Genomic DNA, 13,164 nt, shown 5'->3' on the forward strand with positions numbered 1-13,164 from the left:
AGAGAAGCTGCGCTTCGCCATCCGTGAAGGCGGCCGCACCGTCGGTGCCGGCATCGTCGTCACCATCAAAGAGTAATAGACGCCGGCATCCGCCGGATCGACAGGGAAGGGCGGTTTTCGGGCCGCCCTTTCTTCGTTGAAGCCTTGCGTGGCGGCCTCGTTGAAGCGGGCACGCCGTAATTTCGAAAGCTGTTGCAAGCCCCGCCATGTCAACTAGTATAGGTTGCATCGAGGGGGCTTTTGCCAAACGTGGTTCCGGGACGCCGTTCAGACAGTATGGCACGGTGGTGGCGCGGGCTGGTTAGTCTGGCGCTGGTGGTCGCCATGGCGATGGCTGGCTTCGCTGCGAAGGCCGAGGATGTCTCCGATCCGAAGACATGGGATCCGAAGTCATGGTACCTTCCGGGCAGTTCGTCAGATGGTTTTTCGGAGATGCAACTCGTCGTCGTGCGCAGCAATGCGACCGGTTGCGAGCCTAATTGTCCGGAATGGATTTCGGCAGAAGGCGCAATCGAGGCCGGCACCCCAGCTAAACTCAAGCGTATATTGAAGACGCTCGGCCGCCGAAAACTGCCGATCATCGTCAATTCCCCGGGCGGCAATGTCGATGCTGCGCTCCAGCTTGGTCGAATAATCCGCAAAAACAAGCTCGATATCGCCGTCGGTACGACCAAGTTTTCCGATTGTTGGCCGGGGATGAAGGATTGCCGGGCCAATGACGGCAAGGGCGCTGCATATTTCGGCATTGCGTCCGACGGTGGTGCCATGTGCAACTCCGCATGTCCGCTGATGTTTGCCGGAGGCGTCGGACGCGTGGTCGGCGGTTGGGCCCATCTAGGCGTCCATCAGATCACTACGACCCATTTCCGCACCACACGGCAATATCGAACCACCTATCGGGTTGTGCGGGGCAAAAAATACAAGGTCACCACAGAAACCGTCACTCAAGACAATGTCGGCTACAAGACCTATGAGATGAGCAAGGCGCTTGAGAGGAGGCTGTCGGCCTATCTCAGGGAGATGGGCGTCGGCCGGGGCGTTCTTGACGTAATGAAGGCCACGCCCGCCAGTGATATCCGGCAGATCGCCCTCGACGACATGCTGACCATGAAGCTGGTCACCAGCAGGGACTCCCTCGACATACTTACGCGGGCGGGCAAATGCCGGCGGAGTCCTGCGCCGGCGAACTGCAGAGAGATCCCTGCGAATGCCAAGCCGCCCGAGGCGGCAGCGATCGAGGCGAAGGCCGGACCTTCTCAACCGGCTCAAGTCCTAATTTCTCAGCCGGCCACGCAGGTGACCAATGCCGGCGACGAAGGGTCGTACGGCAATCCCCCGCAAACCCTCATAGCCTGCATCGGAGGGGGATCGCGGGTAGCTGGGGCGAGCTCCACCTGTGATCCTGAGATGGAACCAATGCCGGCTTGGCGTTGGGGCGTGGCGAGTGGCCCGTACACATCATCGGATATGAAGCCATGATCAGCCGGGGTATGCGACTGGTTGCGCCAGCCGGAGATCGAGACAGAAAAGGGCGGTCCTCGGGCTGCCCAACTCGAACCCGACGCGATGCTGCAGCTCGGGCTGACGACGGGTCCTCAATCGGTGGACGAACTGACCGGCGACACCATCTGCAAGTCGCTGCCGAAGCCCGACAATTGCAGGGTCACGCCGTCAGCCAACGCCGAGGCCGCGGCGCCCCCGGAGCTGTAGCTTCGCGCCGGCCAATAATCGGGGCCGGCGTTGCCGGCCGATATCCGATGCGAAAGGGCGGTCTTCGAGCCGCCCGTCTTGCTTTTTGGTTACAGCCGGCGCCTGCGGCGTCGCAAAACCCTGTTGCAAGCCTTCAAAGCTGAACTAGTATAGCTTGCATTGCGGGGGCTTGCCCGAATGGTTCTATGGCACCGTCTGAATGGCCAGACATGGTGGATGCTTGGGGTGATCTGCCTGGCATCGTTCCTAGTCATGGAACACGCTGCCTTCGCGGCGAACACCAAAAAATCCGCGCCGGATCTTGGCCCGACGATGCGGTTTGTCGTCGTCCGCAGCAGCGCGCCTGGTTGCGAACCGACCTGCCCGGAATGGATATCGGCTGAAGGCTCGATAGAAGCCGGCACGCCGGCCCTGTTCAAACGCACACTCAAGGGGCTTGGTGGCCGAAAACTGCCCGTTGTCGTGGATTCTCCCGGCGGTAACGTCGAAGCGGCGCTGGCGCTTGGCCGGCTGATCCGCAAGAACAAGCTCGATATTGCGGTCGGCAAAACCGGGTTCACCGGTTGCCAGCCCGATGCCAAGGATTGCAAGGAAAAAGACGGGAAAGGCGCTCGCTATTTCGGCAATGCCTATGCCGACGGCGCGATTTGCAATTCCGCTTGTCCGCTGATGTTTGCCGGCGGCATCAGGCGCGTCGTCGGTCAATGGGCCTATCTCGGCGTCCATCAAATCACCACGACCTACATCCGGACGAAATTGCAGTACCGGACCACCTATCGCGTGGTGAGAGGCAAGAAGAAGATCCTCAGCAAGAAGGTCGTCGGCCGCAAGAACGCCGGCAGCTACAAGACCTACGAGATGAGCAAGTCGGTGGAGAAAAGACTGGCGGCCTATCTGAACGAAATGGGCGTCGGCCAGGCCGTGCTCGAGACGATGAAGAACACGCCGGCCAGCACCATTCAGCAACTGACCCCCTACGACATGCTGCAGACGAAGCTGGTTACCAGCCTGGATGCCGTCGACCTGCTGACCGCGGCAACCCTATGCGACACCGATCCGGTGGCCGCGAACTGTAGAGAAATACCGGCGCCGGCCGGCGACGTGGTGGCGTACGCCAAGCCCGCTCCCGCCGCGTCGCTCGAACCCGAAACCGTGCACCGGGCCGATGTTGGCGATATGCGCTTCGTTCTGGTTCGAGGCAGAAGTTTTCTCTGCGATCCCAACTGTCCCGAATGGATCTCCGCTGAAGGCATGATTAGCGCTCAAACGCCGGAACGGTTGCGCCAACTGCTGGACACGATCGGTGATCGGCGACTGCCCGTGGTGATCAACTCGCCGGGAGGTGACGTGCTCGGTGCTCTGGCCGCCGGAAGGCTGATTCGAGAACGCAAGCTCGACGTGGCGGTTGCGCGGACGGACTTCATTGGATGCGAGCCGGACAAGGCGGATTGCACCGCCGAGGATGGCGTCTATGTCGGGCTCACGATCGATGCGAGCGGCGAATGTGGCGCGGCCTGTCCGATCATGCTTGCCGGCGGTGTCAGACGCCTTGTCGGTCCGCGCGCGCAGTTGACCGTGCATTCGATGGGGTTGGAGCAGCGGGTCAAAACCTATCTCAAAGACATGGCAGTCGGACCCGGCCTGCTGGTGGCGATGCGGTCGGTGCCGGCCTCGCGCCATCGGCAGCTCGAACCCGAGATGATGCTGAAAGTCGGGCTGACGACCGGGCTTGAATCGGCAGATGAGTTTACCGGTCCGACCATCTGCAAATCGGAGCCAATGCCGGAGAATTGCCGCGTGGTGTCGACGTCCGAGGTTCAGGCCGACGCGCCGGTCAAGTTGTAAGGTGCAGACACCGCAGCCGGCCAGACTGGCCATCGAGGCAGGTTGAGCTCCGCACGATCGTTCCGCTATCGTCGCTGTCAGCTGCAATCGAGGATCGCTGATGAACGAGGACGTCCCGACATTGTTCGAATGGGCCGGCGGCACCGAAGCGCTGAACCGCCTGACCCAAACCTTCTACGGCAAGGTGTTTCAGGATCCGATCGTCGGCCCGGTGTTCAAAAACATGTCGCCGGACCATCCTGCCCATGTCGCGGCCTTCATCGGCGAGGTCTTTGGCGGACCGAAGACCTACAGCGAAGAGCATGGCGGCCACCGCGAGATGGTGATGCACCATCTCGGCAAGCATCTGAGCGAGGAACAGCGCCGCCGCTGGATCAATCTGCTCGCTGATGCCGCCGATGAAGTCGGGTTGCCGGACGATCCGGAGTTCCGCTCGGCTTTCACTGCCTATGTCGAATGGGGGTCGCGGCTGGCGAAGATGAACTCCAACCTTGGCGAGACCTGCGACCCGGAGACGGAACCGATGCCGGCCTGGGGCTGGGGCGTGCCCGGCGGACCGTACAAGCCGCCGAGCGCGAAATAGCCCTCTCGCTAGCCCGCTTGGGGCGAAGCGGGGTGACCCTTCCTGAATGCGCCACAATATGCCGCGACGTTCGAGCGATTCGGCAATGAACGAGGTTTGGTGATGCTGATCGCTCATCTTCCGGCTGGCTACATACTCGGTACTTTCGCGCGAAACCGTTGGCCCGGCAGATCGGGGATCATGGCGGCGGCTATGCTCGGCAGCGTCTTCCCGGATATCGACATGCTCTACTTCCATTTTGTCGATGGCCGCCAGACCCATCACCACGCCTACATCACGCATTGGCCGCTCTTCTGGGCAGCGGCCGGCCTTGTGGCATTGTCGCTCGCGAGATGGCGTGATCAGCGATATCTGGCCCCAGTCGGCGCCTTCTTTGCCGCCGCAATGATGCATATGATCCTGGACAGCGTGGCCTCGCCTATAATGTGGCTAATGCCGTTCGACCGGCATGCGCTCGAACTCGTCACGGTTCCGGCCATGTACCGCAATTGGGTCATGAGCTTCATGCTGCACTGGACTTTTGCTCTCGAACTTCTCATATGCGCCTGGGCGCTGGCCCTCGGATTTCGACGATCGCAGCTCGTCGCGGCCACGCCTAAAAACTCGACTTGAGTTCTTGTCCGCTTTATGAAATAGCAGCGCGCGATACGGGCATAGCTCAGTTGGTAGAGCGGCGGTCTCCAAAACCGCAGGTCGTAGGTTCGAGCCCTGCTGCCCGTGCCATTTTTCGAAATGGCCAATTCATGAAAATGTCTGATCTTCTACGCATCGGCCTTTTGAAAATCGCGCGGTGGCTTGCCATATAGGCTGTTTTGAGGCATAAGAGCGCCCATAGCCGGGACGGGACGACTGGATGGTTCCGATGCGGCGTTTGTCATAAAGCGGACACTTGCCACTTGCGTGGATCAAGAATCGGTTTTATGTAGACGAAACAGACACGCGACGCGTGGAGCTGGGAATCCGGCTTTACGCGTCCGATTTGCATGGGCGAAATGATTGCGCTGATTCGGCGCGAACACAGGCTCAGGCGGCACATCCCGGCCAGCGGGATCATCCAGGAGATCCGGTCAACGGGTCTCGCAGACAGGCGGCACATGGCTTCGAAAACCACAAATCCTTTCGTCTTTCTCCAGCAGGTTCGCGCGGAGACCGCCAAGGTGACTTGGCCGTCGCGGCGCGAAACGATGATCTCGACGGTAATGGTTCTGGCGTTCGCTGTGATCGCGATGATCTTTTTCTTTACTGCCGATCAGCTCATGGGCCTCGCGGTCGAGCAGATTCTGGGCATTGGACGCTAAGTCCGGCGATTACGGAGAAGTCTTGAGATGACTGCGCGGTGGTACATCGTCCACGCCTATTCGAACTTTGAAAAAAAGGTCGCCGAGGACATCGAGAACAAGGCCAAGCAGAAGGGCCTGTCCGCTGACATCGAGCAGATCGTGGTGCCGACCGAGAAGGTCGTCGAGATACGCCGCGGCCGCAAGGTCGATGCCGAGCGCAAGTTCTTCCCGGGCTACGTGCTCCTGAAGGCCAACCTGACCGACGCGGTGTTCTCGCTGGTGAAGAACACGCCGAAGGTCACCGGCTTTCTGGGTGACTCGAAGCCGGTTCCGATCACCGAGGCCGAGGCGCAGCGCATCCTGAACCAAGTGCAGGAAGGCGTCGAGCGGCCGAAGCCGTCGGTCACTTTCGAGATCGGCGAGGCGATCCGCGTCTCGGACGGTCCGTTCGCGTCGTTCAACGGTTTTGTCCAGGAAGTGGACGAGGAGCGGGCGCGGCTCAAGGTGGAAGTTTCGATCTTCGGGCGCGCCGTGCCGGTCGATCTCGAATTCGGACAGGTCGAAAAAGGCTGATCCGAAATCCTTGTCGCCCATGCGGCGGTGAGGGGGGCGGCGTGGAAATCGCGGCCAAAACGGGTGGGAGGCGAATGCGGCTTTAGCCGGCCGCAGGAACCGCACCACCAGACTGCAACCGCCGGTGTTGCCCAGATAGTGGGGCCGGCATGAGATAAAGGCAGGAAAGAGATGGCTAAGAAAATTGCAGGCCAGCTCAAGCTCCAGGTTTCCGCGGGCTCGGCGACGCCGTCGCCCCCGATCGGACCGGCGCTTGGTCAGCGCGGCATCAACATCATGGAGTTCTGCAAGGCGTTCAACGCGCAGACCCAGGAAATGGAAAAGGGATCGCCGATTCCGGTCGTCATCACGTACTACCAGGACAAGTCGTTCACCTTCGTCATGAAGACGCCACCGGTGAGCTACTTCCTGAAGAAGGCCGCGAACCTGAAGTCGGGCTCGAAGGAGCCGGGCAAGGTCAAGGCCGGCACGATTGGCCGCGACAAGGTGCGCGCCATCGCCGAGCAGAAGATGAAGGATCTGAACGCGACCGATATCGAGGGGGCCATGCGCATGGTCGAGGGCTCCGCCCGCTCGATGGGTCTGGAAGTGGTGGGCTGAGATCATGGCAAAGATTGCAAAGCGTGTATCGAAGACCCGCGAAGGCATCGATCCCAACAAGGCCTATGCCTTGGGTGATGCCCTGAAGCTGCTCAAGGACCGGTCCTCGGTGAAGTTCGACGAGACCGTTGAAATCGCGATGAACCTGGGTGTCGACCCGCGCCATGCCGACCAGATGGTCCGTGGCGTGGTTAATCTGCCGAACGGCACCGGCCGTACCGTCCGCGTCGCCGTTTTCGCGCGTGGCGACAAGGCCGAGGAAGCCAAGGCGGCCGGCGCCGATATCGTTGGCGCCGAGGATCTGGTCGACATCGTCCAGAAGGGCACGATCGACTTCGATCGCTGCATCGCCACGCCGGATATGATGCCGCTGGTCGGCCGTCTGGGCAAGGTGCTCGGCCCGCGCGGCATGATGCCGAACCCGAAGGTCGGCACTGTCACCACCGACGTTACCGCCGCCGTCAAGGCGTCGAAGGGCGGCGCGGTCGAGTTCCGCGTCGAGAAGGCCGGCATCGTTCATGGCGGCGTCGGCAAGATCTCGTTCGACGTCAAGGCGCTGGAAGAGAACGTCCGCGCCTTCGCCGACGCGGTGAACAGGGCCAAGCCGGCTGGTGCCAAGGGCAACTACGTCAAGAAGGTGTCGGTCACCTCGACGATGGGCCCGGGCCTCAAGCTCGACGTCTCGACGCTGGCGGCGTCCTGATACGAACTATTTGGATCGGCCGCTAAAGGGCTGATCCGCAAACAGAATTCCGGGCCTCCGACTTATCTTGGCGGCCCGGTACCGGAAGTCGGAAGGCTTCCGGACATCCTGTCCGAGATTGCGGGCGGCCCCAAGCCTTAGTTCAAGGGGGGCCTTAATTCATGTGGGCCTGCATGAGACGGGTGAAGACCGGACAACGGAGCGACTGCTCCAATGAAAGGTTCGAACCGTGTTTGCCTTTTGTCTGCGCACCATTCGGCTTGCCGGCTGGTGTGGCGAAAGGGGGCAGGATCCTCGAGCGTCGTTCGGGAGATCCGTTACTGGATGGCCCGACCGGCAAAAAGGCAACCCGACGCCTGTCCTCGTAATGGGAATGTTCCCGTTAACAGGATTGGGGTCAACTGGAGATAGGCAGTGGACAGAGCGGAAAAACGCGAACTCGTCACGGGCCTGAATGAAGCGTTTTCGGGCGCTGGTTCAGTCGTCGTGGCCCACTACGCCGGTATCACCGTCGCGCAAATGAACGACCTTCGGTCGAAAATGCGTGTCGCCGGTGGCACCGTCAAAGTCGCGAAGAACCGTCTCGCCAAAATCGCTCTTCAGGGCACGGACTCCGCATCGATCATCGACCTGTTCAAGGGACAGACGCTGATCGCCTATTCGGAGGATCCGATTGCGGCGCCGAAGGTCGCGTCCGATTTCGCCAAGGGAAATGACAAGCTCGTCATTCTCGGCGGCGCAATGGGCACCACCTCGCTCAACGCCGACGGTGTGAAGGCACTCGCCACACTTCCGTCGCTCGATGAGCTGCGCGCTAGGCTGGTTGGCATGATCGCCACGCCGGCAACCCGGATCGCCCAGATCGTCAATGCGCCTGCGGCTTCGGTCGCGCGTGTCATCGGCGCTTACGCCCGGAAGGACGAGGCGGCATGAGGCCGTTCCTCGCTATCACAAACACACGTTCGAACCTTATGAAGGAATATTGCAATGGCTGATCTGGCAAAGATCGTAGACGACCTTTCGAAGCTGACCGTCCTCGAGGCGGCCGAGCTGTCGAAGCTTCTGGAAGAAAAGTGGGGCGTTTCCGCTGCTGCTCCGGTGGCGGTTGCCGCCGCTGGCGGTGCCGCGGCTGCTGCTGCTCCGGTCGAGGAAAAGACGGAATTCGACGTCGTCCTCACCGAGGCGGGCGCTCAGAAGATCAACGTCATCAAGGAAGTTCGCGCCATCACTGGTCTTGGCCTCAAGGAAGCCAAGGACCTGGTCGAGGCGGCTCCGAAGCCGGTCAAGGAAGCTGTTTCCAAGGCCGACGCGGACAAGTTCAAGGCCCAGCTGGAAGCAGCCGGCGCCAAGGTCGAACTGAAGTAAGCGTTTGATATCGGCGGGCGGCTTCGCGCCGTCCGCCACTCCCTTGGCGCGAAGGGAGGCTGCGTAACGCGAAGAGTACGAAAACCTCTTTCCTGAGGGCCGTGAACCGGCCTTCAGGAAACGGGTTTTCTCCCGTTTTGGCCGGCCACCGACAGGTGGCGGGTGAACAAATAAAGGCCGCCGCCGAGGTGGCCGAGAATGCAAGGCGAGCCGCGGCGAGGCTCGCCCCGAGAATCGAGCTAAGGAGCGACGATGGCCCAGACACAAACTTTCAATGGCCGCAGACGCGTACGCAAATTCTTCGGAAAGATTCCAGAAGTTGCGGAGATGCCGAACCTGATCGAGGTTCAGAAGGCATCCTATGACCAGTTCCTGATGGTCGAGGAGCCCAAGGGCGGGCGTCCTGACGAGGGACTGCAGGCGGTTTTCAAATCGGTGTTCCCGATTTCCGACTTTTCCGGCTCCTCGATGCTGGAATTCGTGAAGTACGAGTTCGAAGCACCGAAATTCGATGTTGACGAATGCCGTCAGCGCGACCTGACCTATGCCGCGCCACTCAAGGTGACGCTGCGCCTCATCGTGTTCGATATCGACGAGGATACCGGCGCCAAGTCGATCAAGGACATCAAGGAGCAGGACGTCTACATGGGCGACATGCCGCTCATGACCTTGAACGGCACTTTCATCGTCAACGGCACCGAGCGTGTCATCGTCTCGCAGATGCACCGTTCGCCGGGCGTCTTCTTCGACCATGACAAGGGCAAGTCGCATTCGTCCGGCAAGCTGCTGTTTGCCGCGCGGGTCATCCCCTATCGCGGCTCGTGGCTCGACATCGAGTTCGACTCGAAGGACGTCGTGCACGCCCGCATCGACCGCCGCCGCAAGATTCCGGTGTCGTCGCTGTTGATGGCGCTCGGCATGGACGGCGAGGAGATCCTGTCGACCTTCTACAACAAGATCACCTACAAGCGCGCTGGCGACCATTGGCGCATCCCGTTCAACGTCGAGCGTTTCCGCGGCCTCAAGGCGGTTGGCGACCTGGTCGATGCAGACACCAATGAGGTCGTCGTCGAAGCCGGCAAGAAGATCACTGCCCGCCAGGCTCGCCAGCTCGGCGAAAAGGGTCTCAAAGCGATCAAGGCGACCGACGAGGATCTGCTCGGCAACTACCTTGCCGAGGACATCGTCAACTACGCGACCGGCGAGATTTTCCTCGAAGCCGGCGACGAGATCGATGAAAAGACGCTGAAGGTGCTTCTCAGCGCCGGCGATGACGAGATCAAGGTTCTCGACATCGACCACGTCAATGTCGGCGCCTATATCCGCAACACGCTCAACGTCGACAAGAACGAGAGCCGCCAGGACGCGCTGTTCGACATCTACCGCGTTATGCGCCCCGGCGAGCCGCCGACGCTCGAAACCGCCGAAGCCATGTTCAACTCGCTGTTCTTCGACAGCGAGCGCTATGATCTGTCGGCCGTCGGCCGCGTCAAGATGAACATGCGCCTCGAGCTCAAGGCCGAGGATACCGTGCGCGTGTTGCGCAAGGACGACATCCTGGCCGTGGTCAAGACGCTGGTCGAACTGCGTGACGGCAAGGGCGAGATCGACGACATCGACAATCTCGGCAATCGCCGCGTGCGTTCGGTCGGCGAGCTGATGGAGAACCAGTACCGCGTCGGCCTGCTGCGCATGGAGCGCGCGATCAAGGAGCGCATGTCCTCGATCGAGATCGACACGGTGATGCCGCAGGACCTGATCAACGCCAAGCCGGCGGCTGCCGCCGTGCGCGAGTTCTTCGGTTCCTCGCAGCTGTCGCAGTTCATGGACCAGACCAACCCGCTGTCGGAGATCACCCACAAGCGCCGTCTCTCTGCGCTTGGACCCGGTGGTCTGACCCGCGAGCGCGCCGGCTTCGAGGTGCGCGACGTGCACCCGACGCATTACGGCCGCATCTGCCCGATCGAGACGCCGGAAGGCCCGAACATCGGCCTGATCAACTCGCTGGCCACCTTCGCGCGCGTCAACAAGTACGGCTTCATCGAGAGCCCGTACCGCAAGATCGTCAACGGCAAGCTGACCAATGAGGTCGTCTATCTGTCGGCGATGGAAGAGGCCAAGCACCACGTCGCGCAGGCCAATGCCGAGCTCGACAAGAATGGTGGTTTCGTCGACGAATTCGTCATTTGCCGCAATGCCGGCGAAGTGATGATGGCGCCGCGCGAAAACGTCGATCTGATGGACGTATCGCCGAAGCAGATGGTCTCGGTGGCCGCGGCCCTGATCCCGTTCCTCGAGAACGACGACGCCAACCGCGCGCTGATGGGCTCGAACATGCAGCGTCAGGCCGTGCCGCTGGTGCGCGCCGAAGCGCCGTTTGTCGGCACCGGCATGGAGCCGATCGTCGCCCGTGACTCGGGCGCCGCCATCGGCGCCCGCCGCGGCGGCATCGTCGACCAGGTGGACGCGACGCGTATCGTCATCCGTGCCACGGAAGATCTCGATCCCGGCAAGTCCGGCGTCGACATCTACCGGCTGATGAAGTTCCAGCGTTCGAACCAGAACACCTGCATCAACCAGCGTCCGCTGGTGCGCATGGGTGACCGGGTCAACAAGGGCGACATCATCGCCGACGGTCCGTCGACCGAACTCGGCGATCTGGCGCTCGGCCGCAACGTGCTGGTCGCGTTCATGCCGTGGAACGGCTACAACTACGAGGACTCGATCCTCTTGTCCGAGCGCATCGTCGCCGACGACGTCTTCACCTCGATCCATATCGAGGAGTTCGAGGTCATGGCGCGCGACACCAAGCTCGGCCCGGAGGAGATCACGCGCGACATTCCCAACGTGTCGGAAGAAGCGCTGAAAAACCTCGACGAGGCCGGCATCGTCTATATCGGTGCGGAAGTGCAGCCGGGCGACATCCTGGTCGGCAAGATCACACCGAAGGGCGAAAGCCCGATGACGCCGGAAGAAAAGCTTCTGCGCGCCATCTTCGGCGAAAAGGCATCGGACGTGCGTGACACCTCCATGCGCATGCCGCCCGGAACCTTCGGCACCGTCGTCGAAGTGCGCGTCTTCAACCGCCACGGTGTGGAGAAGGACGAGCGCGCCATGGCGATCGAACGCGAGGAGATCGAACGCCTCGCCAAAGACCGCGACGACGAGCAGGCGATCCTCGACCGCAACGTCTATTCGCGCCTGTCCGACGTTCTCGTCGGCAAGGACGCGATTGCCGGGCCGAAGGGCTTCAAGAAAGGCTCGAAGCTGTCGAAGGACACGCTCGACGAGTATCCGCGTTCGCAGTGGTGGCAGTTTGCGGTGGAGAACGAAAAGCTCCAGAGTGAACTGGAAGCCCTGCGTGGCCAGTACGACGATTCCAAGAAGGCGCTCGAACAGCGCTTCATGGACAAGGTCGAGAAGGTGCAGCGCGGCGACGAGATGCCTCCCGGCGTCATGAAGATGGTCAAGGTCTTCGTGGCCGTGAAGCGCAAGATGCAGCCTGGCGACAAGATGGCCGGCCGGCACGGCAACAAGGGTGTCGTGTCGCGGATCGTTCCGGTCGAGGACATGCCGTTCCTCGAGGACGGCACGCATGCCGATATCGTGCTCAACCCGCTGGGTGTGCCGAGCCGCATGAATGTCGGCCAGATCCTGGAAACGCATCTGGGCTGGGCTTGCGCCGGAATGGGCAGGAAGATCGGCGATCTGATCGACGCCTACAAGACGGCCGGTGACATCAAGCCGCTGCGCAAGACGCTCGAAAGCTTCATGCCGGCCAACGACCGCAACGAGCCGATCCGCGACTATGACGACGAGAGTGTCGTTCGCCTCAGTGAACAGATGCGCCGCGGGGTCTCCATCGCGACACCGGTGTTCGACGGCGCGCACGAGGCCGACATCAACATCATGCTGGAGCAGGCGGGCCTGCACACCAGCGGTCAGTCGCAGCTCTATGACGGACGCACCGGCGAGCCGTTCGATCGCAAAGTGACGATGGGCTACATATATATGCTCAAGCTTCACCACCTTGTGGACGACAAGATCCACGCGCGTTCGATCGGGCCGTACTCGCTCGTTACTCAGCAGCCGCTGGGCGGCAAGGCGCAGTTCGGTGGCCAGCGCTTCGGCGAGATGGAGGTCTGGGCGCTCGAAGCGTACGGCGCCGCCTACACGTTGCAGGAGATGCTGACGGTGAAGTCGGACGACGTCGCCGGCCGCACCAAGGTCTACGAAGCGATCGTCAGAGGCGACGACACGTTCGAGGCCGGCATTCCCGAGAGCTTCAACGTTCTCGTCAAGGAAATGCGGTCTCTGGGCCTCAATGTCGAGCTGGAGAACACCAAGCTGGACGACAACCCGGTTCGGCTGCCCGACGCGGCCGAGTGAGCAAGACGTGCGGGCGCGGCGGGCGCCCCCGGGCCCCCCCAAATATTAAGGCGGAGGGCGGGCAAATAGGGGGGGGGGTGTGGCGCGCGGGGGTGGAAGGGGTTTTGGGGGGGCCC

Annotated in this window: 13 protein-coding genes and 1 tRNA gene; all 14 read left to right on the forward strand. The window is 61.7% G+C overall.

Annotated elements, in window-relative coordinates; translation table 11 throughout:
• The coding region (locus tag AC0L3I_RS35210; RefSeq protein ID WP_454589835.1) for an EF-Tu C-terminal domain-related protein at window positions 1–76 on the forward strand (76 nt) is incomplete at its 5' end.
• Window positions 77–276: 200 nt separating this feature from the next.
• The gene (locus AC0L3I_RS35215; protein WP_473530017.1) at window positions 277–1,479 is read left to right on the forward strand and encodes a COG3904 family protein; all 1,203 of its coding nucleotides are present in this window, start codon (window positions 277–279) and stop codon (window positions 1,477–1,479) included.
• A gap of 21 nt (window positions 1,480–1,500) precedes the next feature.
• Window positions 1,501–1,710 (forward strand): hypothetical protein, encoded by a 210-nt coding sequence (locus AC0L3I_RS35220; RefSeq protein ID WP_473487410.1) that lies wholly within the window; start codon window positions 1,501–1,503, stop codon window positions 1,708–1,710.
• A gap of 177 nt (window positions 1,711–1,887) precedes the next feature.
• The gene (locus tag AC0L3I_RS35225) at window positions 1,888–3,555 is read left to right on the forward strand and encodes a COG3904 family protein (RefSeq protein WP_473530018.1); all 1,668 of its coding nucleotides are present in this window, start codon (window positions 1,888–1,890) and stop codon (window positions 3,553–3,555) included.
• Between the two features lie 100 nt (window positions 3,556–3,655).
• A complete protein-coding gene (locus tag AC0L3I_RS35230) occupies window positions 3,656–4,138 on the forward strand; it encodes a group II truncated hemoglobin (RefSeq protein WP_473487412.1) in 483 nt (160 codons plus the stop codon).
• A 102-nt stretch (window positions 4,139–4,240) separates the two neighbouring features.
• The gene (locus tag AC0L3I_RS35235) at window positions 4,241–4,750 is read left to right on the forward strand and encodes a metal-dependent hydrolase (RefSeq protein WP_473487413.1); all 510 of its coding nucleotides are present in this window, start codon (window positions 4,241–4,243) and stop codon (window positions 4,748–4,750) included.
• A gap of 35 nt (window positions 4,751–4,785) precedes the next feature.
• Window positions 4,786–4,861, forward strand: a tRNA-Trp gene (locus tag AC0L3I_RS35240).
• A gap of 371 nt (window positions 4,862–5,232) precedes the next feature.
• Complete coding sequence (gene secE, locus AC0L3I_RS35245) at window positions 5,233–5,436, forward strand: preprotein translocase subunit SecE (RefSeq protein WP_013531408.1); 204 nt, start codon at window positions 5,233–5,235, stop codon at window positions 5,434–5,436.
• 27 nt (window positions 5,437–5,463) lie between these two features.
• On the forward strand, window positions 5,464–5,991 hold the full coding sequence (gene nusG, locus AC0L3I_RS35250) for a transcription termination/antitermination protein NusG (protein ID WP_006333333.1): 528 nt from the start codon (window positions 5,464–5,466) through the stop codon (window positions 5,989–5,991).
• A 171-nt stretch (window positions 5,992–6,162) separates the two neighbouring features.
• Window positions 6,163–6,591: a 50S ribosomal protein L11 gene (rplK, locus tag AC0L3I_RS35255; RefSeq protein WP_029352163.1), complete on the forward strand. Its 429-nt coding sequence runs from the start codon at window positions 6,163–6,165 to the stop codon at window positions 6,589–6,591.
• A gap of 4 nt (window positions 6,592–6,595) precedes the next feature.
• Window positions 6,596–7,294 (forward strand): 50S ribosomal protein L1, encoded by a 699-nt coding sequence (gene rplA, locus AC0L3I_RS35260; RefSeq protein WP_095494992.1) that lies wholly within the window; start codon window positions 6,596–6,598, stop codon window positions 7,292–7,294.
• 414 nt (window positions 7,295–7,708) lie between these two features.
• Complete coding sequence (rplJ, locus tag AC0L3I_RS35265) at window positions 7,709–8,227, forward strand: 50S ribosomal protein L10 (RefSeq protein WP_023798119.1); 519 nt, start codon at window positions 7,709–7,711, stop codon at window positions 8,225–8,227.
• A 54-nt stretch (window positions 8,228–8,281) separates the two neighbouring features.
• Window positions 8,282–8,659: a 50S ribosomal protein L7/L12 gene (rplL, locus tag AC0L3I_RS35270; protein WP_023680442.1), complete on the forward strand. Its 378-nt coding sequence runs from the start codon at window positions 8,282–8,284 to the stop codon at window positions 8,657–8,659.
• A gap of 252 nt (window positions 8,660–8,911) precedes the next feature.
• A complete protein-coding gene (rpoB, locus tag AC0L3I_RS35275; RefSeq protein WP_473487414.1) occupies window positions 8,912–13,048 on the forward strand; it encodes a DNA-directed RNA polymerase subunit beta in 4,137 nt (1,378 codons plus the stop codon).
• Window positions 13,049–13,164 lie beyond the last annotated feature (116 nt).

The organism is Mesorhizobium sp. WSM4840 (assembly GCF_055811755.1).